24 protein-coding genes are annotated in these 25642 nt (G+C 66.1%); 13 read left to right on the top strand and 11 right to left on the bottom strand.

Features of this window, described 5'->3' with window-relative positions; genetic code table 11:
- Positions 1-160: 160 nt before the first annotated feature.
- The 5 genes from C7I84_RS23365 to C7I84_RS23345 form a co-directional block, all read right to left on the bottom strand.
- Entirely contained in the window at positions 161-1702 is a 1542-nt protein-coding gene (locus tag C7I84_RS23365; RefSeq protein WP_165816185.1) for an aromatic amino acid lyase, read from the bottom strand.
- Between the two features lie 13 nt (positions 1703-1715).
- On the bottom strand, positions 1716-2720 hold the full coding sequence (locus C7I84_RS23360) for an ornithine cyclodeaminase family protein (protein ID WP_106774630.1): 1005 nt from the start codon (positions 2718-2720) through the stop codon (positions 1716-1718).
- A gap of 143 nt (positions 2721-2863) precedes the next feature.
- Complete coding sequence (locus tag C7I84_RS23355; protein WP_106774629.1) at positions 2864-3697, bottom strand: MurR/RpiR family transcriptional regulator; 834 nt, start codon at positions 3695-3697, stop codon at positions 2864-2866.
- Positions 3698-3892: 195 nt separating this feature from the next.
- The gene (locus C7I84_RS23350; protein ID WP_106774628.1) at positions 3893-4687 is read right to left on the bottom strand and encodes an SDR family oxidoreductase; all 795 of its coding nucleotides are present in this window, start codon (positions 4685-4687) and stop codon (positions 3893-3895) included.
- 184 nt (positions 4688-4871) lie between these two features.
- The gene (locus tag C7I84_RS23345; protein ID WP_106774627.1) at positions 4872-5903 is read right to left on the bottom strand and encodes a LacI family DNA-binding transcriptional regulator; all 1032 of its coding nucleotides are present in this window, start codon (positions 5901-5903) and stop codon (positions 4872-4874) included.
- A gap of 250 nt (positions 5904-6153) precedes the next feature.
- On the opposite strand from C7I84_RS23345, the gene C7I84_RS23340 reads away from it, so the two are divergent.
- The gene (locus tag C7I84_RS23340; RefSeq protein ID WP_245428578.1) at positions 6154-7371 is read left to right on the top strand and encodes an NAD(P)/FAD-dependent oxidoreductase; all 1218 of its coding nucleotides are present in this window, start codon (positions 6154-6156) and stop codon (positions 7369-7371) included.
- Positions 7372-7431: 60 nt separating this feature from the next.
- Here C7I84_RS23340 and C7I84_RS23335 read toward each other — a convergent pair whose 3' ends face one another.
- Both C7I84_RS23335 and C7I84_RS23330 read right to left on the bottom strand, forming a co-directional pair.
- Positions 7432-8418 carry a Gfo/Idh/MocA family oxidoreductase gene (locus tag C7I84_RS23335; RefSeq protein WP_106774625.1) on the bottom strand — a complete coding sequence of 329 codons (987 nt, stop codon included), beginning with the start codon at positions 8416-8418 and terminating at the stop codon, positions 7432-7434.
- A 116-nt stretch (positions 8419-8534) separates the two neighbouring features.
- Positions 8535-9221, bottom strand: coding sequence for a GntR family transcriptional regulator (locus C7I84_RS23330; protein ID WP_106774624.1), 687 nt, complete (start codon positions 9219-9221; stop codon positions 8535-8537).
- 133 nt (positions 9222-9354) lie between these two features.
- Between C7I84_RS23330 and C7I84_RS23325 the strand changes: the two genes are divergently transcribed.
- The 3 genes from C7I84_RS23325 (at position 9355) to C7I84_RS23315 (ending at position 12124) form a co-directional block, all read left to right on the top strand.
- Positions 9355-10473: a cupin domain-containing protein gene (locus C7I84_RS23325; protein WP_245428577.1), complete on the top strand. Its 1119-nt coding sequence runs from the start codon at positions 9355-9357 to the stop codon at positions 10471-10473.
- Positions 10474-10483: 10 nt separating this feature from the next.
- The gene (locus C7I84_RS23320; RefSeq protein ID WP_106774637.1) at positions 10484-11404 is read left to right on the top strand and encodes a fumarylacetoacetate hydrolase family protein; all 921 of its coding nucleotides are present in this window, start codon (positions 10484-10486) and stop codon (positions 11402-11404) included.
- 90 nt (positions 11405-11494) lie between these two features.
- Positions 11495-12124, top strand: a complete 630-nt coding sequence (locus C7I84_RS23315) for a flavin reductase family protein (RefSeq protein WP_106774622.1) — start codon at positions 11495-11497, stop codon at positions 12122-12124.
- A 182-nt stretch (positions 12125-12306) separates the two neighbouring features.
- Here the strand turns inward: C7I84_RS23315 and C7I84_RS23310 are convergent, their stop codons facing one another.
- From C7I84_RS23310 to C7I84_RS23300, 3 genes are read right to left on the bottom strand one after another with little or no spacing between them, the layout of a single operon-like run.
- A complete protein-coding gene (locus C7I84_RS23310) occupies positions 12307-14280 on the bottom strand; it encodes a protein-L-isoaspartate(D-aspartate) O-methyltransferase (RefSeq protein ID WP_106774636.1) in 1974 nt (657 codons plus the stop codon).
- A gap of 2 nt (positions 14281-14282) precedes the next feature.
- The gene (locus C7I84_RS23305; RefSeq protein ID WP_106774621.1) at positions 14283-14528 is read right to left on the bottom strand and encodes a hypothetical protein; all 246 of its coding nucleotides are present in this window, start codon (positions 14526-14528) and stop codon (positions 14283-14285) included.
- A 12-nt stretch (positions 14529-14540) separates the two neighbouring features.
- Positions 14541-14756, bottom strand: a complete 216-nt coding sequence (locus C7I84_RS23300) for a hypothetical protein (RefSeq protein ID WP_106774620.1) — start codon at positions 14754-14756, stop codon at positions 14541-14543.
- Positions 14757-14993: 237 nt separating this feature from the next.
- Here C7I84_RS23300 and C7I84_RS29795 point away from each other — a divergent pair, with 237 nt between their 5' ends.
- A complete protein-coding gene (locus C7I84_RS29795; protein ID WP_133170142.1) occupies positions 14994-15416 on the top strand; it encodes a hypothetical protein in 423 nt (140 codons plus the stop codon).
- 105 nt (positions 15417-15521) lie between these two features.
- Here the strand turns inward: C7I84_RS29795 and C7I84_RS23290 are convergent, their stop codons facing one another.
- Entirely contained in the window at positions 15522-16565 is a 1044-nt protein-coding gene (locus C7I84_RS23290; protein WP_106774618.1) for a hypothetical protein, read from the bottom strand.
- Between the two features lie 357 nt (positions 16566-16922).
- On the opposite strand from C7I84_RS23290, the gene C7I84_RS23285 reads away from it, so the two are divergent.
- The 8 genes from C7I84_RS23285 to C7I84_RS23250 all read left to right on the top strand — a co-directional run bounded on the left by C7I84_RS23285 (position 16923) and on the right by C7I84_RS23250 (position 25639).
- On the top strand, positions 16923-18185 hold the full coding sequence (locus tag C7I84_RS23285; RefSeq protein ID WP_106774617.1) for an ADP-dependent glucokinase/phosphofructokinase: 1263 nt from the start codon (positions 16923-16925) through the stop codon (positions 18183-18185).
- A 75-nt stretch (positions 18186-18260) separates the two neighbouring features.
- On the top strand, positions 18261-19574 hold the full coding sequence (locus tag C7I84_RS23280) for an ABC transporter substrate-binding protein (RefSeq protein ID WP_106774616.1): 1314 nt from the start codon (positions 18261-18263) through the stop codon (positions 19572-19574).
- 98 nt (positions 19575-19672) lie between these two features.
- Positions 19673-20563 (top strand): carbohydrate ABC transporter permease, encoded by an 891-nt coding sequence (locus C7I84_RS23275; RefSeq protein ID WP_106774615.1) that lies wholly within the window; start codon positions 19673-19675, stop codon positions 20561-20563.
- Between the two features lie 2 nt (positions 20564-20565).
- Positions 20566-21387, top strand: a complete 822-nt coding sequence (locus C7I84_RS23270; protein ID WP_106774614.1) for a carbohydrate ABC transporter permease — start codon at positions 20566-20568, stop codon at positions 21385-21387.
- Positions 21388-21395: 8 nt separating this feature from the next.
- A complete protein-coding gene (locus tag C7I84_RS23265) occupies positions 21396-22493 on the top strand; it encodes an ABC transporter ATP-binding protein (RefSeq protein ID WP_106774613.1) in 1098 nt (365 codons plus the stop codon).
- 9 nt (positions 22494-22502) lie between these two features.
- Complete coding sequence (locus tag C7I84_RS23260) at positions 22503-23273, top strand: SDR family NAD(P)-dependent oxidoreductase (protein ID WP_106774612.1); 771 nt, start codon at positions 22503-22505, stop codon at positions 23271-23273.
- 144 nt (positions 23274-23417) lie between these two features.
- Positions 23418-24182 carry a DeoR/GlpR family DNA-binding transcription regulator gene (locus C7I84_RS23255; RefSeq protein ID WP_245428576.1) on the top strand — a complete coding sequence of 255 codons (765 nt, stop codon included), beginning with the start codon at positions 23418-23420 and terminating at the stop codon, positions 24180-24182.
- Between the two features lie 404 nt (positions 24183-24586).
- Positions 24587-25639, top strand: a complete 1053-nt coding sequence (locus C7I84_RS23250) for a 2,5-dihydroxypyridine 5,6-dioxygenase NicX family protein (protein WP_106774610.1) — start codon at positions 24587-24589, stop codon at positions 25637-25639.
- The last annotated feature ends 3 nt before the right edge of the window (positions 25640-25642 follow it).

Here is a 25642-nt window from a genome sequence, read left to right as displayed (position 1 = left end):
CGCCACCTCTCCCCCACTTCGTGGGGGCGAGGAACCCAGGCTGGAGAAGCGCTGGCATCGCGGCAGCGGTTCCTCGCCCCCACGAAGTGGGGGAGAGGTGGCGAGCCCGAAGGGCGAGACGGAGAGGGGGCTTTATCGGTCAAAATTTATCTGACAAATTTTACAGCTTCTCGGGATCATGCTCCAACATCCCGCGAACGGCATCCACGCTGTCGGCATGCCACAGGGCGCCAAGAGCGGCGGACGCGTCCGGACCGGTCGCCCGGTCGGCATCCAATTCGACGACGACGGCGCGCAGGCGCCGGTAAACCTCGCCCGCCGCCCGGCCCAGCGCCAGGCCGGGCTCGCCGCGGCGGCGCAGGTCGACCGCCTGCGCGGCGACCATCGCCTCGATCGCGATCAGCCACCGCATCGGCTCGAACTGCTCGCCGAACTTCGAGACGGCGAGCACGCTGTTGGTGGCGATGTCCTCGACCATGTCCGACACGACCACGCCGTCGATGCTGGCGGGAATCGTCTTCAGCCGGATCTCCGCGTGCAGGGCGGCGAGCGACTTCTGCATTGGGACGAAGCCGGCGGATGCGCCGCCGACCGGCGAAAGATAGTTGGGCAGGCCGGAGAGTCGGGCCGTCATCAGCTTGATCGAGCGCTGCACCGATGCGGTGGCGAGCTGCGCCACGGCGATCGCCAGCGTGTCGAAGGCGAGTGCCAGCGACGGCGTCAGGAAGTTGGCCGAGGGCCGCACCAGGCCGGCGGCGCCGAGCACCAGGGGATTGTCTGCGGCGCCGTTGAGCTCGACGCGGACCTCCCGCGCCGCCGCCTCTCGCGCGGCCATGACGGCGCCCATCACCTGCGGCAGGGCGCGGAACGAGATCGCGTCCTGGACCTTGGCCGGCACGCGCGTGAAGAAGTCGCCGCCGGCCAGCGCCCGGCGGAACAACGCCGCCGCCTCGACCTGACGCCCGGCCGGCCGCGCCGCCACGACTTCGGCGTCGAACAGGTGCGGATTGGCGCCAAAACCCTGGCAGGCGAGCGCCGCGGCGGCAACGTGCATGGCCAGCAGGTCGTCCAATTCGGCCAGTGCCAGCGCGGCCATGGCGCAGGCGACGGAGGAAGCGCTGCCGATGGAGAGCCCGTCCTTCGGCGCCAGCCGGGCAAGCGTCAGCCCGGCGGCCGCGAGCGCCTCCGCCGCCGGCATGGTCCGGCTGCGCCAGTGCACCGCGCCGGCGCCGATCGCGGCGGCGGCTAGGCTCATGGTCTGGACGAGGTCGCTGGCGCCGGTGGAGCCGCGCGACGGGATCACCGGTATCATGTCGGCCGCCAGCATCGCGACCAGCGTGTCGAAGACCGGCAGCGAGATGCCTGCTCCGCCCTGCGCCAGGCCGGCGATGCGGCAGAACAGGACGGCGCGGCTTGCCTCTATGGAGAGCGGCGCGCCGACGCCGGCCACGCGCGCCATGACGAGATCGGCCTGCAGCGCTGACGCCTCGTCGGGCGCGATGCGGTGGCCGATATTGCCGCCGAGGCCGGTGTTGAGGCCGTAGACCGGGACGTCGCGACGCAGATGGTCGTCGAGGATGTCGCGCGCCTGCTGCATGCGCTCGCGCAGCTCCGGCGTCACGGCGATGCGCATCCTTCCCCGCGACGCCGCGACGACGTCGGCTATGTCCAGCTCGCGCTCGCCGATCGTCAGCGTGGTCATGCCGGCACCTTGGTCAGGCGTAGCGCAGGCGGTGGCCGACGCGGAGCGCCTCGGCCTTCTCCAGGAAGGCATGGCCGAGCGCGATGTCGGAGAGCGACAGGCCGCGATGCCAGAACAGGTTGGTCTCGTCCTCGCTCTCGCGGCCGGGCTTCAGCCCGGCGACGATCTGGCCGAGCTCGGCGTGCAGCGTCCGCTCGGAGAGCTTGCCGGCCTCGACATGAGCGCGCAGCGAGCCGAATTTGCCGCCCTTGCACTGGCCCCAGTCGTCCACCACCATCTTGGCCATGATGTCGGTGAGCGATAGCTCGACCGCGCTCATGGTGCCGTAGGGCACGACCAGCGCACCGCGCTTGATCCATTCGGTCTTCAGCATCGGCTCCGGCCGGCTCAGACGCGACGCCTCGACGACGATGTCGGCGCCCTCCACGCAGCTCCGCCAGTCCTCGGTCGCCACGACCGGCTTGCCGAGGTCGCGCGACAGGCGCTCGGCAAAACCGTTGCGGCTTTCCGGCCGGCGCGAATGCACGCGGATCTCCTCGAAGTCGAAGAGATGGTCGAGCAGGCGGACGTTCCAGTAGGCGGTGCCGCGCGACCCAACATGGCCGAGCACCTTCGAACCCTTGCGGGCGAGGTGCTTCGCGCCGATCGCCGTCACCGCGCCGGTACGCATGTCGGTGATGCCGCTGGCGTCGAGGATGGCCGTCGGCTTGCCGGTGCGCGGATCGAACAGGTTGAGCACGCCGAACTCGGAAGGCATGCCGTGCTTGTAGTTGTCGACGAAGTCGCCGACCACCTTCACGCCGGCCGCGTCGATCCCGCCGCCGATCCAGCCGCGCAGCACGTTGAAATGGCCCTCCACGCCGGCCCGCGGCTCCAGATGCATGCGCGGCTCGATCACCGTCTCTCCCCTCCCCTGCATGCCGAGGCTGGCCTCGATCGCCTCGAGGATCTCGGCGTCCGACAGCATCGCCGCCTCGATGTCGAAGCGGTTGAGATAGGTGATGTAGACGGGCTGCATCCGGCTGCTCCTGAGCGTGGGATCGACGGCTCGGTTTCGTATAGGCGCATATGAGGCATCGGTCGAATTCTCGAGCGCGCCGCCGTGTCCGTTGCGGCATCTGCCGATCGATGTCGAGCCGGAAAGCGCGTGAAAGCCCGCATTCAACCGTCGCCGCGACGCGCCTCGGCGACGGCCACGGCCAGCGTGATGGCGACGGCCATCGTTGCCGCAAGCGAACGGAACCCGGCGTGGTCGGCCTCGGCGATCTCGAACCACTGGCTCGCCGACTGGGCGAGCGGCGAGAACGCGCTGTCGGTTATGGCGATGACGTCGACCCCGAGCTCGGCCAGCGCGGTGGCATGGGCCAGGGTGGCCGGGGCATAGGGCGAGAAGCTGACGACGATCGCGGCATCCTTGTCCGTTGCGAAATTCAGGATCTCGGGATCCAGCCCCGCCGACGAATCGACCAGCAGATAGCGGATCCTGAGCTTGCCGAAGGCGTAGGCCAGATAGGTCGCGACAGGATAGGCCCGGCGGCGGGCGACGATGTAGATCGTCTCAGCCTTTGCCAGGCGCGCCACGGCTCTGTCGAGCTCCTCCTCCCCGAGCTTGTGCAGCATGGTTTCGAGCGACCGGATCGAGGCGCCGACGAAACCTTCGGCAATGCGGCGATTCCGGCTCCCCGCTCCGCTGCTTCGAAGCGCGTTCAGACGCTCGTCATAAGACGAGGTTCGTTCCCGCAACCGTTCGCGGAAGACAGTTTGAAGGCTGGTGAAGCCGTCATAGCCCAGGTGATGCGCGAAGCGGATCAAGGTGGATGGCTGAACGCCGGAGGCCGCCGCGATGCTGGCGGCCGTGCCGAAGGCGATCTCATCCGGATTGTCCAGGGAATATGCGGCGACCTGGGCGATCCGCTTCGGCAGTTTCTGCCGCTGGCGGAGGATGAGCTCGCGAAGCGACTCGTAGTCCCGGGGCACCGTCAAGCCTTCGCTCATTCGTCCTCCGAACCAGATGCGGCCGCGCACAATGAACTAGTTATTCCATCCTGAAAAGTTGTGGAGTATCAGATGCGCCGCGAGCGCCCCTGGCCATCGCCCCGTGCATTGCAAGAGGCAGGGCCGGCGGCAACCGCGGTCGCCCCGTCCGGCGCTCCAGCCCAAGCGGCCGCCCTGGTCCATGGCCGCAGGAGATCACTCCCCCACGACGCCCGCGACGTTCTGGTCGTAGTCGACGAGCGCTCCCGTCATGACGCCCGACTGCGGACTGATCATATAGGTGATCAGCGCGGCGAGCTGGTGCGGCTTGACGAGTTGGCCCATGGGCTGGTCGGCTTCGGCCAGTTCGAGCCAGTTGTCAGGCGCGTCGTGGAATTTCCTCTGGACCGCGTCCTCGCCTTCCGTGTCCATCCATCCAGGGAGCACGGCGTTGCAGCGGATGCGGTTCTTCCGGTAGCTCGCGGCGACGTTCTTGGTCAGGACGGCAAGCGCGCCCTTGCTGCTCGAGTAGGGCGTCAGGAACGACTGGCCGGCATGCGCCGACATCGACAGCACGTTGACGATGGAGCCCGGCGCCCTGGCTTGCAGCAGGCCCTTCACCACGCCCTGCATCAGGAAGAAGGGCCCTCGCACATTGGTGTTGAATAGGAAGTCGAACAGTTCCGGCGTGGTTTCGGTCAGCGAGCCCCGGGCAGAAGAGGCAGCCGCGTTGACCAGACCGTTGATCGTGCCGAAACGCTCGGTCGCTTCCGCGACCGCCCGTGCGCAATTGGCAGGCTCGGAGACATCGGCGCCGATGAAAAGCGCCTCGGCGCCGAGCCGCTCCAGTTCGGCGACCGCGGCCGCGCCCTTTTCCCCGGAACGCCCGACCAGCGCCAGCGCTTTGCAGCCTTCGGCGACGAGCTGCTTCGCGACGGCAAAGCCGATGCCTTGCGCGCCGCCGGTGACGATCGCCCGGGTACCCTCGTTTCTTGCATTCGGATCCGACATTTTCATCCTCCGGGCTCAACCCCCTATCCGCACTGCCTGTTGCCACGATCCGCTACCAGGCGCCCGGTCGACGGTCTGCAACAAAAATGCCGAAAACTCCAATTCGGCAAAATGGTCTTCAGGACGGTGCGGCAACGCAAGAGGCTATTCGCACTTGGCCGCACAAAATGCCTGCCGGCCGTCGTCAGACGCTTTCCGGAACGAATATGTCGAACGGCAGGAATGTCTGGCTCGGCACCGCGGAAGCGCCCGCTGCCACGGCACCGGCCATCAGGTCCACGAGCGTGCGGCATAGCGTGGGAAGGGGCGTATTGATGACCATGGTCACCAGCCCCTCCGCAAGCGCGGCGCGACGGTCGGCCGTGATCTCGTTGCAGATCACCACCGGCATCCGAGCCGGTTTCACTTGCCGCATCGCCGAGATCGCGCCCTCGGCGCCGCCGCCGGCGACATAGCAGCCCACGAGATCCTCGTGCCCGGCCAGCAGGCCGACGAGCGACTCGTGCGTGCTTTCATGCGATTCGTGGTTGACCAGCGTCTCCAGCACCGTGAAGTCCATCGCCCGCTCGCGAAAGAAGGCGCGGAAGCCGATCTCGCGCAGTTCGTGCCCGTGAAACCGGTGGCTGCCGACGAACAGCGCCACCTTGCCCGTCCGAGGCGCGCATTTGGCGATCATCCAGGCGGCCGTTCGTCCCACCTTGAGGTTGTCGATGCCGATATAGCCGGCGCGCACCCCCGCGCCGAAATCGGACAGAAGCGAGAATACCGGCACGCCACGCGCCTTGAGATCGACGACCGCCGCCGTCAGCGTCGGATGGTCGGGGCTGACCAGGGCGACCGCCTCGCATTTGCCGGCCAGCCGCGACAGCCGCTCCACCATTTCTTCCGGTTCGAGGGATTCGGCGAACTCGATCACGGCGGCACCGCGAAAGCGCTGCGCCTGCGCCATCGCCCGCTCCAGCTCATCGGCGAAAGTCCGATAGAAGCCGTCCTTCGACCGTAGCAGCAGGAAGCCCAGGCGGAATTCCGGCAATTCCTTGCGCAGCCGCTGCTCGATCAGCCCGGCCGCATGGTAGCCGATGTCGGCGGCCGCGTCGCAGACGCGCCGGGCGGTCTCCTCGCGCACCGGCAGGCGCCCGTTCAGGACGCGGTCCACGGTCGCGACGCTGACGCCGGAAGCGCGCGCAAGGTCCGATATGGTCGGTCGCTTGGCCAAGGTTACCTCTTATCGTGATGATAGATAATGATCGAAAACCTTGCAATATGATTGAGAGGAATGACCGATTTTGATATCCCACATGCGAGGCAGCGCGGCCGGCATGGCGGTTCCGCTGCAGGGAGGTCATCATGAGCATAGTCACCAACGGTGTCAGCGCTCGCATCCGCGTCGACCTCGGGACCTGTCCGGCCAAGGTCGAGGCAGGCGAAGTTCTGATCCGGATCGGGTGATGGCGGTGGATGGAGGGATGGTCATCGTAGGAGCCGGCGAGTGCGGCGCGCGCGCCGCGTTTGCGCTGCGCGAAGCCGGTTATGGCGGTCGCGTCACGCTCATCGGCGAGGAACGGCATCCTCCCTATGAACGACCGCCGCTCTCCAAGGATGCGATCACCGGCCCGCAGGCTCCCGGCGCGAAAACGATAGCGGAACCGGGCCGCTATGCGGACGCGGCGATAGCATTGATGCTGTCGTCGCCGGTCGTGTCGATCGACCGGGCAGCGCGCCGAATCTCCCTGGCCGACGGCGGCACCCTCCCCTACGACAGGCTGCTCCTGGCGACCGGCTGCTCGCCGCGCCGCCTCGCGCTGGCCCGCGAAGGCCCGCGCATCGCCTATCTGCGCACGCTGGACGATGCGGGCAGGATCGCCGAGCGGCTCGGTCCGGGAAAGCGTCTCGCCGTTATCGGCGGCGGTTTCATCGGCCTTGAACTCGCCGCTTCGGCGCGCCAGCGCAGGACGGACGTCACGGTCGTCGAAGCGCAGCCGCGCATCCTGATGCGCGGCGTTCCGGCCGACATCGCCGAACGCATTCACCGGCTGCACGCCGACAACGGCGTTCGCATCCTCTGCGGCGTCGGCATCGCCGCCATCGAGGACGCCGGAGACCGGGTCGCCGTGAGGCTGGCGGACGGCCGCACCGTCGAGGCGGAACTGCTGCTGGTCGGCATCGGCGCCGTGCCCAACGTGGCGCTCGCCGAGGCCGCCGGCCTCGCGCTCGACAACGGCATCGCCGTCGATGCCACGCTCGCCACCTCCGACCCCTTCATCTTCGCGGCGGGCGACTGCTGCTCCTTCCCGCTGGCTAGCCATGACGGCCGGCGGACCCGGCTGGAATCCTGGCGCAACGCCCAGGAACAGGGCGCCCTCGCCGCCCGGAACATGCTGGGCGCAGGCGAGGCCCACGCCGCCGTTCCGTGGTTCTGGTCCGATCAGTACGACCATACGATGCAGATCGCCGGCGTACCCGATCACGCCGCGACGACCGTGCGGCGCGATCTCGCTGACGGGGCCTTCATTCTCTTCCAGCTAGCCGAGGACGGCCGGCTCATGGCCGCCGGAGGTGTCGGTCCCGGCAACGTCGTCGCGAAGGACGTCCGCCTCGCCGAGATGCTGATCGCCAGGGGCGCCAAGCCGGACCCGGCCAGCCTTGCCGACCCGGGTTTCAGGCTGAAGTCGCTACTGGGATAAGGTCGGCGCCGCGGTGCCCCGTAAGGCGCCGCGCCAGCCTTTCACGCGACGCCGCGGCGATCACGGCCGGTCCGTGGCGATTTCCACGCGACGGCCGCTCTCGAGCGACGCCAGGGCGGCTTCCGCGACCCGCGTGGCTGCAAGTCCGTCGCTGGCGTCGGCGCCGGCCGGCTCCTGTCCCCGCACGGACGCCAGCCATGCCTGGAGCTGCAGCCGGTAGGCGTCGCCGAAGCGCCCCCGCCAATCGCTGGGGAAGGAGCGGGCCTCCGTGCCGGCCCGGCGATGCAAATTGGGAGCGGGCCGCCCGAGATCGACGGTGCCGTTCTCGCAGACGAGTTCGGTGCGGATGTCGTAACCGTAGGCGGCGTTCATGAACAGCTCGACGTCGGCCAGCACACCATCCTCCATCTCGACCAGAAGCACGAGCGGATCGCGCAGGCCGCCGTCGCCCTTCCGCGCCGAGTTCAGGGCCGTCACGGCAATGATCTCGCTGCCGGTCAGCCAGCGGAGGATGTCGAATTCGTGCACGGCGGCGTTGGTGATGGACATTTCCGGCGTGAAGAAGCCGGGAGCGGTCGCGTTGCGATGAGCGCAGTGCAGCAGAAGCGCCTTCCCCAGCTCGCCCCGCTTCAGGACGCTGCGCATCTCGACATAGGCCGGATCGAAGCGGCGCATGAACCCGACCTGGATCAGGCGCCTGCCGAGCGCCCGCTCCGCCTCGAGCACTTCGCGGCATCCCGCGGAGGTTGGCGCCAGCGGTTTCTCGCACAGGACGTGCTTGCCTGCCCCGAGGCAGGCAAGCACGAAGCCGACATGCGTGTGATCGGGCGAGGCGATCAGGACGGCTTCGACCGCCGGATCCGCGATCAGTTCCAGGCCGTCGGTGAAGGGACGGCAGCCGGCGATCTCGCCGGAGATCGCCCGCGCACGGCTTTCGTCCGGATCCGAGATGGCGACGAGCTCCGCGCCGCCAACATGACGCGCCACCGTGCGGGCGTGGTCGGCCCCCATGACACCCGCACCGATCACCCCGATCCCTATCGTCATTCTTCCTCCCATGTAGCCGTCGCGGTGCCTTCCGGCCCTGTCACGCGTTCCAATCCGCTTACATCCGTTGCCACCGAAGTCCCGTCCCAATTTCACCGCAGGCAAGTATGAGGACGTCAGCCGAAGAGCCGGACCCGAAGGATGTCGCCGTCGTTGGCGCGGATGGCCTCGGCAAGGTCGTCCACCGTCCGGCGGTAGTGCTGATCGAGCAATGCCGATGCCTTCCCGGCGTCGCGGTCGAGGGTCGCCTGCGCCAGCGCGCTGTGCTCGGCCTGTACGTCGCGGCCCGCCGGCAGCGCCGCCGCGAGCAGGACGGGAATGCGGTAGCGCTCGGTCGCGGCATAGAGGCGCTCGAAGAATTCCATCATCCAGGGCGAGTTGCAGGCCGCCAGCAGGGCGCGGTGGAAGGCATGGTGCCGCGCCTCCAGTGTCCAGATGTTGGCCTCGCCGCCGGTGCGAGCCGCCTGCAGGTTCAAGGCATAGAGGGCGGAAACGATGCCGGACGCCCAGGCATCGTCGCCATGGCCGATCGAGGCCTTGAGCGCCTCCGTTTCGATGACGATGCGAAGCGCCATCGCGTCGTGCAACTCGTCCAGCGACAGCGGCGCGACGCGAAACCCGCGCAGCGATTCGGCCATCACCAGCCGCTCGGCCTGCAAGCGGTTCAGCGCCTCACGCAGCGGTGAAAAACCCATGCCGTAGCGCTGGCTGAGATCGGCGAGGCGCAGCGGCCGCCCCGGTGCGAGCTCACCGCGGATGATGTCGTGGCGCAGGGCGTCGTAGGCTTTTTCGGCAAGTGTCATCGGCTTCCCTTTGCCTAAAGGCTTAGCCCAGATGAGAAGTCGTCGGCAATTCCAAATTCTTTCGAAAATCCGGTTGCAATCGAAAATATCCTGAACCATGTTTGGGTCCGGACCCCAACGAGGAGACGGACGCGTGGCACAGCGCGAAAACCACCGCGAGGATATCGCCGGCCGGGCCAATGTCGAGGACACGCCCGAACTGCTCGCCTATTACGACGAACTCGACCGCCACAAGGCAGGCGCGCTCTGGACCGTCGCCAACAAGATCGAGCCATGGCAGCCGAAATCCGCGTCGGTCCCGGTGGTCTGGCGCTACCGCGACCTGCGCACGCATGTGCTGCGCTCCGTCGAACTGGTGACGCCGGAAAAGGCCGGGCGGCGCGTCGTCTACCTGAACAATCCGGGGCGCACCGACGTCGCGGCCGCCGTGGGCTGGATCTATGCCGGTCTCCAGGTGATGAACCCCGGTGAGGTCGCATCCGCACACCGCCATTCGGCATCGGCGATCCGCTTCATCATGGAGGGCTCCGGCGCCTACACGGTGGTGGACGGACACAAGATGACGCTCGGCGCCAACGATTTCGTACTGACGCCGAACGGCACCTGGCACGAACACGGAGTGGAGGCGACGGGCACGCCCTGCATCTGGCAGGACGGCCTCGACATCCCCTTCGTCAACGCCATGGAAGCCAATTTCTACGAGGTCCATCCGGATCTGAGTCAGGCGGTCGGCTACCCGGTCGACGACATGACCAGGACCTGGGGCAATCCGGGCCTGAAGCCGATGGGAGAGGCCTGGAGCAAGGGCTACAGCCCGATGTTCAAATACGAATGGGCTCCGACCTACGAGTCGCTGCTGAACTATGCCGGCTGCACCGACGGCTCGCCCTTTGACGGCGTGCTGATGGAGTATGTGAACCCAGTGACCAACGGCCCGGTGATGCTGACGCTCGGCGCCTCCATGCAGATGCTGCGTCCCGGCGAGCACACCAGGGCGCACCGCCACACCGGCAGCGGCCTCTATCACGTGGCCAAGGGCAGCGGCCATTCCATCATCGACGGAAAACGCTACGACTGGCGGGAGCACGATATCTTCTGCGTGCCATCCTGGGCCTGGCACGAGCATGTCAACGGCTCGGACGGCGACGACGCCTGCCTGTTCTGCCTGTCCGACCTGCCGGTGATGCGCTCGCTCGGGCTCTACCGCGAGCAGGCATTCGGCGACAATGGCGGCCGGCAGCCGCTTCTCTGAAGGAACGATCATGAAACTCGTGACCTATCGCGCCTCGGTCGAGGCGGCGGCAAAGCTCGGCGTCCTCGTCGAAGACCTTGTGGTGGATGTGCAGGCGCTTGCTGCCGCGCAAGGCGTCGCGCTTCCCGCTTCGATGCTGGGGCTGATCGATGCCGGCCGGTCCGGGCTCGATGCGCTGCGTGGCTGCCTCGACCGGGCCGCCGGCCGCTTCCCCGCCGGCACGGCGACGGCGCTGGCGAATGTAAGGCTGCTGGCTCCAATTCCCCGTCCACGCAAGAACATCTTCGGCATCGGCCTCAACTATGTCGAGCACGTCGCCGAAAGCGCCAAATCGCTGGACACCTCCCGGGAGCTGCCGCAGCAGCCGGTCGTGTTCTCGAAGCCGCCGACGACGGTGATCGGACCGGGCGACGGCATCGAGCACAACAAGAAGATGACGCAGCAGCTCGACTGGGAGGTCGAACTCGCCGTCATCATCGGCACGACCGCGCGGCGCGTCCGCCGGGAGGACGCGCTCGGCCATGTCTTCGGCTATTCGGTGATGATCGACGTCTCGGCGCGCGACAACCGGCGCGCCGGGCAGTGGATCTTCTCCAAGGGCCAGGACACCTACGCGCCGTTCGGTCCCTGCATCGTGACGGTCGACGAAATCCCCGACCCGCAGGGGCTCGACCTGTGGCTGACGGTGAACGGGGTCGAGAAGCAGCGCTCGAACACGCGCCACATGCTGTTCAAGGTCGACCACCTGATCGCCGACATCTCCTCGGGGATCACGCTGGAGCCCGGCGACATCATCGCCAGCGGCACGCCGGAAGGCGTCGGCGCCGGGCGGAGCCCGCAGGAATGGATGTGGCCTGGCGACGTCGTGGTGGCCTGCGTCGCGGGCATCGGCTTGCTGCGGCACCCGGTGATCGACGCGACGCCGGAGTAGGCCGATGACCGCGTCCTTCGAGGCAGCGCATCCCGACGAGTGCGGCCCCGACGTCGACATCCGCGCCAAGCCGGCTGCCAGCGACATCTGATGCGCTTCGATCTCGAGGAAGTCGGCACGCAAAATGCCTACAAGCTGCTTGTCGCCACGGTCATGCCGCGTCCGATCGCCTGGGTGGTGACGCAGGATCGCCAGGGCGGCGTCAACGCCGCCCCCTACAGCTTCTTCAACGTCATGGGATCGGCGCCGCCGACCGTCGCCGTCGGCATCATGGCCGACCCGGACAGGGGCTTCAAGGACACCGCCCGCAACATCCTCGATACCGGCGAGTTCGTGGTCAACCTGGTGCCGGAACGGCTGGTCCGGGCCATGAACCTGACCGCCATCGACGCGCCGCGCGGGATCGACGAACTCGCCTTGGCGGAGATCGCGACCGTCCCGTCGTCGCGCATACGTCCGCCGCGCATCGCCGAAAGCCCGGTCGGTTTCGAATGCGTTTCGCTGTCCTCGGTGGTCACCGGTCCGGCCCAGGTCGTCGTCATCGGCCGCGTCCTGACCGTGCATGTGAGCGACGAATACGTTCTCGACAGCGAGCGCGCCCATATCGACACGCCGAAGCTCGACCTCGTCGCCCGCTCCTACGGCAGCGACTACGTGCGCAGCCACGACACCTTCGGCCTGGCGAGGCCGGTATGGCGCGACTGGCCGAACAAGGGCTGAGCGGGCTTGGCCCATCGTGGCAGCACTGTTTGCTGGCAACACGGATCGTCACCGCCAAGGAAATCCGCGACGGCCGTGCCATGCTTCGCCTGTCGCAGCAGAAAGGGATCGGCCCGGACGATGGGGCGACCGGCTGTCGGACGGCTCGACGCGAGGCGCGCCTGCATGTGCCATCGGCACGATTACACGCCAAACGGAAACGTATCGGGCACCTTGCCGGGTTGCCCCTTACTGCCGGCCATGGGCGTGATCGGAGAAGTCTTGTCGAACCAGACGAAGGAGTCGAACTGCCGCGACACCGCCGCGTCGATGTAATGACTGAGGCGCTCCGTCTCCGGACGGTAGATAACGCCGATGAACCGTTCCGGACGAGGCGCCCGAAGCGCGTCGGAAACCGCATCGTTGCGCGTAAAATCCAGCAGGAAGGAACGCTTGCCGCTGTCATGGCATAGGCGCTCGACGCTGTCCGGCACGGAGGGCCTTACCTCCTTGATCTCCATCTCGCCGTCCCAATCGGAGGCGCAGGCGACTTTGCCCGAGTGGGTACCGAAGCCGATCAGCGCCGCCTTGTTGCCGTATCGCTCGCGGCAAAGCTGGCCGACGGTCAACTCGCCGCGCACCGAGCCCATGTCGGTATGGCGTGCATCGCCGATATGCGAATTGTGTGCCCATACCACCGCTTTGGAATCCGGGCCTGCCGCGTCGAGAAGGCGCTCCAGCGTCTCGAACATATGCCTGTCACGCAGGTTCCAGGTCTCGGCGCCGCCATAATACATGACGCGGTAGTATTTCTCGGCAGAGGCGATCAGCCTCGCGCTCTGCTGGGCATCCAGGAGATCACCGTTGTCCTCGGACAGCGAACGCTCAAGCAGGTCGCGACACTGCCTGACCACGGCGACCTCGCAGGCCCTGTAGCCGGAGCGCAACACCACGCGGCCGTAGGTGGCGGGCTCGTTCTGCCAGGGTGTCAGGCAGCCATAGCGTTCCCGCGCGACAGCCGCGGCACTCGGATCCATCTTATCCAGATAGGCCAGCACGGCAGCAATCGATCCGCTCATGTTGTAAAGGTCGAGGCCGTAGAAACCGGCCTGCCGGCTCGCATCCTTGACCCCGTCGTTGTGCCCGCGCAGCCAGGCGATGAAGGCCGTGACGTCGGTGTTGCGCCACATCCACTGGGGAAAGCGCTGGAACGGCAGCGATACCCCGGCCGGTTGCGGTAGGCTTCGAACGTGCCGATTTAAATAAGCCGCGTCTGGCCAGTCCGCCTCGACCGCGACGGTCGTGAAACCATGCCTCTTAATCAAACGCTGCGTGATCGCGGCGCGGGCTCGGTAGAACTCCGACGTCCCGTGGCTCGCTTCGCCAAGGAGGATGACGCGCCTGTCGCCGAAGCGATCGAATTTCGCACCGAAGGCCGGATCGTCGATGGGCGGAAGGTCTTCCGCAGCTCCGGCGATCAGTTCCGGAAGCGATTTCCGGGTCTGGCGCGGTGAAAGTCTGTCATCTTCATCGATCCACCCTTCCGCGCCTACAAGAGGCACAAACAGCACGCCGCCAAGATCCTCTTCCTCGAACTTGTTGGCAGCGACGCGCGTGATGCGCAACAGGCGCTGTTCTCCGCACCGATCTCCTACCGGAATCACCAGGCGTCCGCCGATATCCAGTTGCTCCTGCAGGGATAGCGGCACGGAAGGGCCGCCGGCTGCCACGACGATCGCGTCGAACGGCGCCTCCTCGGGCCAGCCCTTGGTCCCGTCGTCGACCTTTACCGTTACATGTCCATAGCCGGCACCGTGCAGCCGCTCCTCGGCCTGGCTTGCCAGTTCGCGATGCCGCTCGACGGTGAAGACCTCGGAGGCAAGCTCGGCCAGTATCGCCGCCGCATAGCCGGAGCCGGTGCCGATCTCCAGAACGCGGTCGGATGGTTCGATCTCGGCCGCTTCCGCCATTCTCGCGACGATGAAGGGCTGCGAGATCGTTTGTCCGCTGCCGATGGGCAGCGGGCTGTCCTCGTAGGCAAACTCCTCGAACCCTTCGTCGACGAAAGCTTCACGCGCGACCTGACGCAGAGCAGCCAGCACCCGTTCGTCGCGCACGCCTCGCCGCGAGATTTGCGCTTCGACCATGCGATGTCTGGCGTGTTCGTAGTCCAGCACGATCAATCGTCCGCGCGGCGCTTGTGATGCTCGCTTTCCTGACGTTCGCCACGGATGATCTGGCGGTCGTCCTTGTCCGTCAGTTCGACCCCCTCATCGCGAAGCCGGGTGCCTCCACGATGCGCTTCCCGCTCCCGTTTCGAGCGCTTCAGTTCTTCCTCGGCATTGAAATCGTCGCCGGCGTTGCTGGTGTTCTCGCGCTTTTCGATGATACGGAGCTGCTGCTCGTGGGTTTTCTTGCCGGCCATGTCGGCCTCCTGCTATTTGTTGGTACGACCCGTCTGATTGGGATCGACGCCGCCCTGCCGCGTGACGTCGTTCTCGACGTCGCCTTCGAACGTGTTGTCGCCATCGAGGCTTTCGTCGTCGTCCAGGATTTCGCCGCCCTTGATCGTACCCCTGGAGGTACCGATTCCCGGATTTTCCCGCAGATCCTTGTCGGTTGGCCTGTGAGTCTTTGGATGTTGATTGCTCATCGAACCTCTTCCTCGTTCGCATGGGACAGGACGGCGCCCTTTTGGGAAATGCAGCTTCGCCGCCGCAACCAACGCCTCCTTGCGCGTACGAACTCGTGAAGAAGGCGGAGGTTCCGGACTATCCGAGCCGCGGCTTGTCCTTCGCGTCATTCCTATTTGAATTCAGAGCGTTGCACCGCGACGGGGAACAGATCGCTCGCGCTCGAATTAGTCTGGCAGCGCCGGAATGAGTATGCCATGACCGATCCCACGCCAGATCCCAATGATCCGCAGCCAACGCCGGATGACCCGAATCCGGAACCGGTCCTTCTTCCCGCTCGACCTGAGACTCGGATGCTCGTCGTGGCGGCAGCAACGCTGCTGGGCTGGATGGGCGCCATCGGCTTGGCGGCCGGCCAAACACCGGATGACAATCATCATGCCGCGCCGACCGATCCCTGTCAGGTCGAGCCAGAGGACAGGAGCGAAGGCACCGGACGGAACGGTGCGGACGACGGCCAGGATGAGGCTGGCGATGGCCATCGCCCGTCGCTGGAAAATTGCGACGGCGTGCTGACGCCGCCGCCCACCAGTGACCGCGAGATTGAGCAACCGCCTCCAGACACGGGAACCACCCCCGTGATTCCTCCCGGTACCGTGCCGGAACAGCCCCCGGATTAGCCTTCCCGATCGTGTCTGTCGCAAACGAAGGAGGCGCCGCTTCTTTCGCAGCATGCCGGCACCGAAGCTGACGGTGCCGGTTCAGGGACGTCGCGGCGACAGTGGTCAGGCGGCCTTCAGTTCCGCGGCCGGCTTGAGGATCGGGTCGGATATGGCGCGGTCGTCGTCGAGCTTGCGGGCCGCGACGAGGCCGGCCTTTTGAAGCTCGCCATGATAGGCCCGCACTGCTTCCTCGGGCTTGATGGCGCCGTCGGCGACCTGGCGCATCAGCGCGACCAACGCGAGAGGCGCCTCCGCCAGGTTGATCTTGCGGCCGAACAGAGCGACCCGGCCGCCGTACTTCTCGGTCTGCGCAACGAGTTCGAAGGTATCGCGCGTGGTGCCGGCGCCGCCGCCGAGAATGCCGACGACCAGTGACGGGTCGAAACTGGCCAGTTCCTCGAGCGCCTTGGGTCCGTTGTAGGCGATTTTGAGGAATTGCGGCCGGTCGGCTTTCGAGACGCCGGCCAGAGAGCGCAGAATGCAGTCGTTCATGTATTCGCCGATTTGCTCGCGTGTCAGACCGCAGTCGACGTTCGGCACGAAAACCTCGTAGAAATACTTGAAACCGGACGCGGCAGCGTCTCGCCGAAAGTCGGCGAAGGCGCTCAGCGACACCATGTCGGCGTCGAGGTCGTTGTTGAACGTCACCGAATAAAGGCCGAGGTCGGTGCCCGTCACCGGTTGTCCCGGCTGAGGCTTCTCGGTACCCCACATCACTTGCGGCAAATGGGCGGTCCGGAATGGCCTTGAAGCGTGATGCGCGTAGCGGCCGTGGCGGACAGAGCCCCAGCAGTCGGTGGCCTCGTTGGCGCGTATCGCAGGCTTAACGGCGCTTTTGGCGAAAGCGCCGCGCTCATGCAGAACGTCGAGATTGGCGACCGACACCAGCATGATGTCGACGATGTCCTGGCGTACGACTTCCTCGATCGCATCCAGGAACTCTGCGCGGGTACGCTGCCGGCCCTGGGTGCCGTCCGCGTTTCGCAAGAATCCGGTTCCCGTCACGCCCGAACCCATGTCGCTGTCCTTGGCGTCGGCGATGATGAAATCGGACGGCTTGTAGCGGCCGCTCCGGATGTTCTCGAGTTTCTGATCCAGCCGCAGCATGAAGCCTCCTCTTGCGTGATCGCGCCAAGCGTATTGCCGTATCCATCGGCCCGCCCTCTCAATCCGCCACATATAATCAAAAAACTCCAAAATCCAGAGCAAAGTTTGCGTGCCGACGAAGAGGCAGCGCGCGCGTAGCCTTAGACGGATGCAATATCCCGGCTGCGCAAGGAGCCATTAATCCCATATCCACTACCGGGTACAGGGCCCAAGCTCGCAATTTCGCGGATGGCGCGTCACGATATGCAAACCAAATGTCAGTATTGAGCAATTTGCACACCTTTGACGTTTTTTGGTTGACAACGTGCCGAGAGAGCGAAGAATGAGGAAAACTGCGAACCCGCGTGGGAGGAGCGCGTGTCGACCATTTCGGATCGATCGCCGATTGCTGTTGCCTATCGTGACCTGGCCGGACGACTGCCGGCCATTGCTGCGGGTGCGCCGCTGACGTTCTGCGGCATGAGCGCCTGCGTCGACGCGACCATCAACATGGGCGAGATGACGGCTCTTATCGAGGCGACCGAGCCGCCCGGCGCAGTCGCCTTCGCGAACATGCTGAAAGGCAGGGCTGCCCGCGGCATCGGCGGCGAGGTGCGTGTCGAGTGGCCGGAGGGCCCGGCATGGCTGGCCGAGCGGCTCAGGCCCCGCTATTCGCTCGGCGGCACCGGCCCGCATGCAAGCTGGGTGCTTTCCACGCTGCGGGCGCCTGCGGTGCTCAATCTTGGCGATCGCAGCGAGCACATGCTGTCGCACTTGCCGGAACGTGTGCTGCTCGCGCAAGGCGATGCGCTTCTGCCCGCGGCGCAGGTGAAACGGCGCGGCGTTCGGCGCCCGAACATCTTTATCTTCGAATACACGGCTGGCGTGCCCGTGGGCGACGTGATGCCCACCCGCTCGACACGGATCATCGTGCGCTTCGACGATCCCGGCCTTGAGCACGACGACGACTTCGAGGCCGCGTCCGTGCGTGCGGGCGCTGACGCGGGTTCCGGGCTGGTCGCGGGGTTCGGCGCCATCTCCCTCGCCGAACTTCCCGGCGAGCTCGACCGCGTCTTCGGGCTGACGCGCAGATGGCATGCGGCCGGCATGCCCCATATCCACCTCGAGATGAGCGGCATCGACACGCCGCGACAGCGCGACCTGATGCTGGAAGCAGCCGCGGAGGGGCGCCTCAGCTCGATCGGGATGAGCCAGTCGGAACTCGTCGACATCTATCCGGAGAGCGCGGATACGGCGTTGTTGCCTCGCAAGATGGCCGAGCTCGGCGACCGCCTGCATCTGCGCCGCATCTGCGTCCACGCCGACCATTGGGCGGCGAGTGTCACGCTGGACGACCCCGAAATCGAGCGCGACGCGCTGATGGCCGGCTGCCTGTTGTCGAGTTGCCGGGCGTCGGAAGGTCGTCCCGTCGTGCCGAGCGGACCGCCGGCGAAGGCCGAATTCGGCACGCCGCCTTTCGCAGCCGATGCGCGGGTCGGCAAATGGCGCGTGGTCGCCGTGCCGAGCCCCTATCTGGCGCGACCCGTCACGACGCTCGGACTTGGAGACACGTTCACGGCCGGGTGCCTGCTGGTGCTGGGAGCCACCACGGCAGCCGGACGCGAACGGAAGGAGGCTTGAGGCGGCCGGCGTCGCGGTCCGGCCGAAAGTTCACTGCGGAACGCCGGCGCACCGGCACTTGAGAGGAGGAAGGAAATGAAATCAGTCGTACTGGGAGGGCTCGCCGCCATGCTGCTATGCGGCAGCGCGCTGGCGCAGACCACGACGCTGACGGTCGCCACCGTCAACAACAACGACATGGTCGTCATGCAGCGCCTGTCGAAGCAGTTCGAAGAGCAGAACCCGGACATCAAGCTGAACTGGGTGGTGCTCGAGGAAAACACGCTGCGCCAGCGTCTGACGACGGACATTTCGACCAATGGCGGCCAATACGACATCATGACCATCGGCATGTTCGAGGCGCCGATGTGGGGTGAGCGCGGCTGGCTGGTGCCGTTCGAGAACGTGCCGGCCGAATACGAGTTGGACGACGTTCTCCAGTCGGTGCGTGACGGCCTGTCCTTCGATGGCAAGCTCTTCGCGCTGCCGTTCTACGCCGAGAGCCAGATGACCTTCTATCGCAAGGATCTGCTTGAGGCGAAGGGCGTCACCATGCCCGAGCGGCCGACCTGGAAGGACATCGGCGATGTCGGCGCGAAGATTCACGATCCGTCCAACGGCGTTTACGGCGTCTGCCTGCGCGGCAAGCCCGGCTGGGGCGAGAACGTCGGCCAGATCACGCCGGCCGCCAACAGCTACGGCGCCCGCTGGTTCGACGAACAGTGGAAGGCACAGCTCGACACGCCGCAGTGGAAAGAGGCGCTGGCGATGTATGTCGACCTTCTCAACAAGTACGGCCCTCCGGGTGCATCTTCCAACGGCTACAACGAGAATCTCGCCCTGTTCGCCAGCGGCAAGTGCGGCATCTGGGTCGACGCGACGGTGTCGGCCGGCTTCCTCGCCGATCCCGACCAGAGCACGGTGATCGACAAGGTCGGCTACGCCTATCCGCCGTACGGCAAGTTCGACAAGGGCAACCACTATCTGTGGGCCTGGTCGCTGGCGGTGCCGGTCTCGTCGAAGTCGCCCGAGGCGGCCAACAAGTTCATCTACTGGGCGACCTCGAAGGACTATATCGACCTGGTCGCCGAGGAGACCGGCTGGGCGACGGTGCCCCCGGGCACGCGCCGGTCGACCTATGCCAACGCCGAGTACATCGAGGCGGCGCCCTTCGCGAAGATCACGATGGATACGATCCAGTCGGCCGACGTGAACGGCCCGACGCAGGAGCCCGTGCCGTATCGCGGCATCGGCTTCGTCGGCATTCCCGAGTTCCAGTCGATCGGCACCGCCGTCGGCCAGGAATTCGGCGCCGTCATCGCCGGGCAGAAGTCGGTCGACGATGCGCTCAAGGCTTCGCAGGCCATCGCGCAGCGCGCCGTGGACGAAGCGGGCTATCCCAAGAAGTAATCCTCCCAAGCCCGCGCCGGGCCGCCAGTCATGGCGGCCCGGTTCTCCATCGTTCCCCGGCCTGACGGCCGTGCCCTCGCAGGTGCTTAACCGACGACATGCAACGCAACGCTTCCACTGACAGTATCGGCCCGATGATCTCGACGCGCCCGCTGCTGGCGCCTTCGGTGATCCTGCTGCTGATCTGGATGATCGTGCCGCTGGCGCTCACCCTGTGGTTCTCGATGCAGCGCTACAGCCTGCTCGACGCCTCGGCGGGCGGCTTCGTCGGTTTCCGCAACTACGTCTTCCTGTTCACCGATCCGAACCTCTTCAACGCGCTGGCCAACACGATCTTCCTGGTCGCCGGCGTCCTCGTCGCGTCGGTCGTCATCGGCCTTGCCTGCGCGGTGGCGCTCGACCAGCAGTTCCCCGGGCGCGGCATCGCGCGGCTCCTCTGCATCGCACCGTTCTTCGTCATGCCGACGGTCAGCGCGCTGATCTGGAAGAACCTGCTGATGCACCCCGTGAACGGGCTGTTCGCCTATATTTCGCGCACGCTGGGCCTGCCCGTCGTCGACTGGTTCGCGCAATGGCCGCTGTTTTCGGTCGGCGTCATCGTCGCCTGGCAATGGATCCCGTTCGCGACGCTGATCCTGCTCACCTCGCTGCAATCCCTCGACCGGGACCAGGTGGAAGCCGCGCGCATGGACGGGGCCAAGGGCCTCCGGCTCTTCCGCTTCATCACCCTGCCTCACCTCGCCCGCTCGATCACCATCGTCGTGATGATCGAGACGATCTTCCTGCTGTCGGTCTTCGCCGAGATATTCGTGACGACTGCGGGCGGACCCGGGAACGCCTCCACGACGCTGCCCTTCCTGATCTACAAGGTGGCGCTGCTCGACTACAATGTCGGCTGGGCCTCCGCTGGCGGCGTGATCGCCATCATCCTCGCCAACATCGTCGCGTATTTCCTTGTGCGCACGATCTCCCACAATCTGGATCGCTGACGATGGAGCGGCCTCTGACCCAGCGCATCTTCGCCGCCGTCGCCGGATGGGGTCTGGCGATCATAATGTTCTTTCCCATCCTGTGGATGGCGATGACGGCCTTCAAGCGGGAGCCCGAAGCGATCGCCAGTCCGCCGCTGATCTTTTTCGAGCCGACGCTGCGCAACTTCGAGCAGGTTCTGGACCGCGCCGACTATCTTCACTTCTTCTTCAACAGCGTCATCGTCTCGGTCGGGTCGACGCTGCTTGGGCTGGCGGTCGGCCTCCCGGCCGCCTACGCGCTCGCATTCCACCCCGGCAAGCGCGCCAAGGATCTGCTCGTCTGGATGCTGTCGACCAAGATGATGCCGGCGGTCGGCGTGCTCGTGCCGATCTACCTGATGTTCAAGTCTGCGGGGCTGCTCGACAGCCGCATCGGCCTTGTCGTGCTCTACATGCTGGTCAACCTGCCGATCATCATCTGGATGCTGTTCACCTTCTTCCGCGAAGTGCCGCGCGAGATCCTCGAAGCGGCGCGCCTCGACGGGGCTCGTCCGTTGCGGCAGTTCATCCACCTGCTCATTCCGCTGACCGCGCCGGGCATCGCCTCGACAGCGCTGCTGTCCATCATTCTGGCCTGGAACGAGGCGTTCTGGAGCATCAACCTGACCGTATCGAACGCCACGCCGCTCACTGCATTCATCGCTTCGTTCTCGAGCCCGCAGGGCTTGTTCTGGGCCAAGCTGTCGGCCGCGTCGCTGCTTGCGATCGGCCCGATCCTCGTCTTCGGCTGGATCACGCAGCGGCAGCTGGTACGAGGCCTTACCTTCGGCGCAGTCAAGTAGGGATATCGATGGCGACCGTCACGCTCAACAACATCCGCAAGAACTACGGCAGCCTGGAGGTCGTCAAGGGCGTCGACCTGGAGATACGCGACCGCGAGTTCATCGTGCTCGTCGGTCCCTCGGGCTGCGGCAAGACGACGTTGCTGCGGATGATCGCGGGGCTGGAGACGATCACCTCCGGCGACCTCGCCATCGACGGCAAGCGCGTCAACGACGTTCAGCCGGACGAACGTGGGCTGGCGATGGTGTTCCAGTCCTACGCGCTCTACCCGCATATGAGCGTCGCGGACAACATGGGCTTCGCGCTGCGCATGGCGGGTGTTCCCAAGGCCGAACGGCAGAGCAAGGTCAGGGACGCGGCGCGCATTCTGCAGCTCGAGCCCTATCTCGACCGGCGGCCGGGCCAGCTCTCCGGCGGCCAGCGCCAGCGCGTCGCCATCGGCCGCGCCATCGTGCGCAATCCAAAGGTGTTCCTGTTCGACGAGCCGCTGTCCAATCTCGACGCGGCCCTGCGCATGCAGATGCGTATCGAGCTTGCCCGCCTTCATCACGAGCTCGATGCGACGATGATCTACGTCACGCACGACCAGGTGGAGGCGATGACGCTGGCCGACCGGATCGTCGTCGTCAATGGCGGCCGCATCGAGCAGGTGGGCGCGCCGATGGAAATCTACGCCAATCCCGTGTCCACCTTCGTCGCAGGCTTTATCGGCGCGCCGAAGATGAACCTCCTGGCAGGCAAGCTTCAATGCACTTCGGACGCGGCCCAGGCCATTCTCGAGGACGGTTCGGCGGTCACTCTGCCGACCCGGCCCGGGCTGGCGAACGGCGACGCGATCACCATCGGCATCCGCCCGGAGGCGCTGCGGGTGACGGCCGACGGTTCGTTGGCCGGGCGCGTCACCGTGGTCGAACATCTCGGCGGCGAGACGCTGACCCACATCGAGCTCGCAAGCGGGCAACTGGCGACCGTCAAGACGGATGAGCGGGCACCCGCGAAAGTGGGCCAGACCGTCAGACTTGGCGTCGATCCACGACGTCTTCACCTATTCGGACCCGACGGGCGGGCGGTCTCGCGCCGCTCCGAAGCACTGCAGCCAGGATGAGCAAGCATCATGTATAAGCAAAAGTTCGATCTGTCGGGCCGTTGGGCCTTCATCACCGGAGGCGGCAGGGGCATCGGGCTCTGCACGGCGGAAGCCCTGCTCGAGCATGGTGCCGGCGTCGTCATTTCCGACCGTGACCCGGCGGTGCTTGAATCCGGGCGCGCCGCGCTGGCCGCAAAAGGCTTCGACGTCGAGACGGTCTTGCTCGACGTTACCGATTCCGCCGCCGTCGGCCGCGCGGCGGCCGAAGCCAACGCCAGGCATGGCATCGACATCCTTGTCGCCAATGCCGGGATCGCATGGCCCGACACGCCCGGAGAATCGATGTCGGACGAGGTCTGGCACAAGGTGGTCGATGTCGACCTCAACGGCTGCTACTGGTCCTGCCGCGAGTTCGGGCGCGCCATGCTGGAGCGCGGGCGCGGCTCGATCGTCACGGTCGGCTCGATGTCCGGCCTGATCTCCAACAAGCCGCAGCGGCAGGTTCACTACAATGCCGCCAAGGCAGGCGTGCACCACATGACCAGGTCGCTGGCCGGCGAATGGGCCGAGCGCGGCGTGCGCGTGAACTCGGTCGCGCCGACCTATGTCGACACCGCCATGTCGCGCGGCGGCTTTACCGACGACACGCTGATGCCGCACTGGATGGAAGGCACGCCGATGAGGCGCGTCGCCACCGCCGAGGAGATTGCCTCCACCATCCTGTTCCTGTCGACCGACGCCTCCAGCGCAATGACCGGTTCGATCGTGGTCGTAGATTGCGGATATACCATCTGGTAATTACGGGAGCGCGTCACGCCGGGGCCGGACGCCCTGCCTACATTCGGCGGTACATGTCCGGGGTGCTGACGGAAAGGACGATCCGGCCACATGGATACTCAGGCGACGAAACGCGTCGAAATCATTCCCGCAAAACGCCGGGCCATGATTCTCGAATATGTTCGGCGCAACGGGACTGCTTCCATTCAGGAACTCACCGAAAACATAGGCGGGTCGCCGTCGACGATCCGTCGCGACCTCGAACAACTCACCGAGGGCGGATATCTGGAGCGTACGCATGGCGGCGCGCTTCTCGTTCCTCCCCTGCGCGCCACATTCGAGCGTGAAACCTCGCTCAACGCGCATTTCCAGCATCGCCAGAAAAGCGCCATCGGCGACCTTGCCGCGCAGAGGCTGCGGGGCGGCGAGAGCGTGATCTTCGATTCCAGCTCCACCGTGGTGGAAGCGGTCAAGGCCGCCGCGTTGCGCCAGATCAACCTGACGGTGGTGACGAACAGCATCGAGATCGCGCGGATCGGCGCCAATGTTCCGCAATGGCGGGTTATCGTCGCGGGCGGCACGGTGCGCCCCGCGTCGCACCTGCTGGTCGGCGAGCCGGGCGAATCCTTCTTCGAGAACATTCATGCCGATGTCTGCTTCATCGGCACCTATGCCGTCACCGGCTCCCGGCTCACCGACGCGACGATGGAAGTGGCGGCGATCAAGCGGGTGATGATCCGCTCGGCGCGGCGCACGATCCTGCTTGCCGACAGCTCGAAGTTCCAGGCGCCCGCCTTTGCCACGTTTGGAGATCTATCGCAGATCGCGGAGGTCATCAGCGACGAAGGCATCGACCCGGCCGTCGCGGCAAGCATCGCCAGTTTTGGGCCGAACCTGACCGTTGTTCCGGTCCCGGCCCAGGAGGAATAGCCTCTCTTGGCTAGGCCGCGTTAGCTCGGTCCACTCCTACACCGCAGCCGCCAGGGCGCATCGCTGGATGCGGCGCGGCGACAATCTCGCCGTAGGCGCGGCAGTGGCCGCCAGCGCTTCGTTTGGGATGTCGACGGGCACCGATCCCCTCATTCTCAACCGCGCGCCGGTCCATCGCGGCGAGGACCGATAGCGTCCGGCTGGCCGCAGGAGAGGGATAACTTTCAGGAAGATAACCCTGACCGATGCCGACAACGACAGCCGCGCCTGAGCCGGCCTGTCCGACGATCGTCGAATAATCATCGATTTTCGAAAATCGCGATTGGCAGCCTTACCGAAATCGTGAAACTTAACTCACGAGTAAAGAAATCCGAAAACGTTGGATCGTCAATGGGAGATTTGCGATGCTGCAAGAGCGCATCGAAGGGCGGTGGCTCGACTGCTTCCGGCGCGTGTTCGCGCTGAACGCGATCGGCAGGGGGACGCGGGTCGCGATCCTGTCGGAGACGCAGTCGCGTCCGGTGCTGGTCCATCTGTCAGAACTCGCCCTGCACGATCTCGGCGCCGAATTCTGCATGATCCAGATGCCGACGCCACGCCAGACCGCGCCGGTGCCGGTGAAGTCGACCGGCACGTCCTGGGCGATCCAGGGCAACCGCGCCGTCATCGAGGCGCTGAAGCTCTGCGAGGTGATCGTCGACTGCACGGTCGAGGGGCTGATCCATGCCCCCGAATGGCCGGAGATCGAGGCGGCGGGCCGCACCCGCCTGCTGGTCGTCACCAACGAGCACCCGGAGATCCTGGAACGCACCGAGCCGACGGCGGAGCTCGGCCCTAAGGTGGCGCTCGGCGTCCGCATGCTGCGCGACGCCAGCGAGATGCGCGTCACCTCGCCGGCCGGAACGGACCTCGTCATCGACCTCACCGACGCTCCCTGCGGCGGCACGCCGGGCTTCGGCACGACACCGGGCGCTGTCGCGCACTGGCCGGGCGGCCTGTGCCTCGCCTTTCCGGGGAAGAACTGCGTCAACGGCCGGATCGTCATGGATATCGGCGACATGAACCTGACGTTCAAGACGACGCTGACCAGCCGCATCGACTTCACGATCGAGGACGATTTCGTCACCGCGATCAAGGGCGACGGCGTCGATGCCATCCATTTCCGCGAATACATGGAAGCCTGGGACGACCGCAACGCCTACGGCATGAGCCATGTCGGCTGGGGCATGCATCCGCGCGCCCGCTGGGTGTCGGCGGCGATGTACGACAAGCGCGACATGCAGGCGGTGGAGTTCCGGGCGCTCGCCGGCTCCTTCCTGTGGTCGACCGGCGCCAACCAGTATGCCGGCCGCTACACGCTCGGCCATTTCGACCTGCCGATGCGCAACTGCACCATCACCCTGGACGGGACCGTCGTCGTCAGGGACGGCGTCCTGCAAGGCGAACTGGCGCTCTGACGC

It is taken from the genome of Kumtagia ephedrae, from assembly GCF_003012745.1.
In the GTDB taxonomy this organism is placed as follows: Bacteria; Pseudomonadota; Alphaproteobacteria; order Rhizobiales; family Rhizobiaceae; genus Kumtagia; species Kumtagia ephedrae.
The sequence above is the reverse complement of the archived record's forward strand: the minus strand, read 5'-3'. Positions and strand labels throughout refer to the sequence as shown.

What these genes read in the sequence shown, in the direction of transcription:
- C7I84_RS23365 (WP_165816185.1), bottom strand. Translation starts at nt 1,702, where the DNA reads ATGACCACGCTGACGATCGGCGAGCGCGAGCTGGACATAGCCGACGTC.
- C7I84_RS23360 (WP_106774630.1), bottom strand. Translation starts at nt 2,720, where the DNA reads ATGCAGCCCGTCTACATCACCTATCTCAACCGCTTCGACATCGAGGCG.
- C7I84_RS23355 (WP_106774629.1), bottom strand. Translation starts at nt 3,697, where the DNA reads ATGAGCGAAGGCTTGACGGTGCCCCGGGACTACGAGTCGCTTCGCGAG.
- C7I84_RS23350 (WP_106774628.1), bottom strand. Translation starts at nt 4,687, where the DNA reads ATGTCGGATCCGAATGCAAGAAACGAGGGTACCCGGGCGATCGTCACC.
- C7I84_RS23340 (WP_245428578.1), top strand. Translation starts at nt 6,154, where the DNA reads ATGGTCATCGTAGGAGCCGGCGAGTGCGGCGCGCGCGCCGCGTTTGCG.
- C7I84_RS23335 (WP_106774625.1), bottom strand. Translation starts at nt 8,418, where the DNA reads ATGACGATAGGGATCGGGGTGATCGGTGCGGGTGTCATGGGGGCCGAC.
- C7I84_RS23330 (WP_106774624.1), bottom strand. Translation starts at nt 9,221, where the DNA reads ATGACACTTGCCGAAAAAGCCTACGACGCCCTGCGCCACGACATCATC.
- C7I84_RS23320 (WP_106774637.1), top strand. Translation starts at nt 10,484, where the DNA reads ATGAAACTCGTGACCTATCGCGCCTCGGTCGAGGCGGCGGCAAAGCTC.
- C7I84_RS23315 (WP_106774622.1), top strand. Translation starts at nt 11,495, where the DNA reads ATGCGCTTCGATCTCGAGGAAGTCGGCACGCAAAATGCCTACAAGCTG.
- C7I84_RS23305 (WP_106774621.1), bottom strand. Translation starts at nt 14,528, where the DNA reads ATGGCCGGCAAGAAAACCCACGAGCAGCAGCTCCGTATCATCGAAAAG.
- C7I84_RS23300 (WP_106774620.1), bottom strand. Translation starts at nt 14,756, where the DNA reads ATGAGCAATCAACATCCAAAGACTCACAGGCCAACCGACAAGGATCTG.
- C7I84_RS29795 (WP_133170142.1), top strand. Translation starts at nt 14,994, where the DNA reads ATGACCGATCCCACGCCAGATCCCAATGATCCGCAGCCAACGCCGGAT.
- C7I84_RS23290 (WP_106774618.1), bottom strand. Translation starts at nt 16,565, where the DNA reads ATGCTGCGGCTGGATCAGAAACTCGAGAACATCCGGAGCGGCCGCTAC.
- C7I84_RS23280 (WP_106774616.1), top strand. Translation starts at nt 18,261, where the DNA reads ATGAAATCAGTCGTACTGGGAGGGCTCGCCGCCATGCTGCTATGCGGC.
- C7I84_RS23275 (WP_106774615.1), top strand. Translation starts at nt 19,673, where the DNA reads ATGCAACGCAACGCTTCCACTGACAGTATCGGCCCGATGATCTCGACG.
- C7I84_RS23270 (WP_106774614.1), top strand. Translation starts at nt 20,566, where the DNA reads ATGGAGCGGCCTCTGACCCAGCGCATCTTCGCCGCCGTCGCCGGATGG.
- C7I84_RS23265 (WP_106774613.1), top strand. Translation starts at nt 21,396, where the DNA reads ATGGCGACCGTCACGCTCAACAACATCCGCAAGAACTACGGCAGCCTG.
- C7I84_RS23260 (WP_106774612.1), top strand. Translation starts at nt 22,503, where the DNA reads ATGTATAAGCAAAAGTTCGATCTGTCGGGCCGTTGGGCCTTCATCACC.
- C7I84_RS23255 (WP_245428576.1), top strand. Translation starts at nt 23,418, where the DNA reads ATGATTCTCGAATATGTTCGGCGCAACGGGACTGCTTCCATTCAGGAA.
- C7I84_RS23250 (WP_106774610.1), top strand. Translation starts at nt 24,587, where the DNA reads ATGCTGCAAGAGCGCATCGAAGGGCGGTGGCTCGACTGCTTCCGGCGC.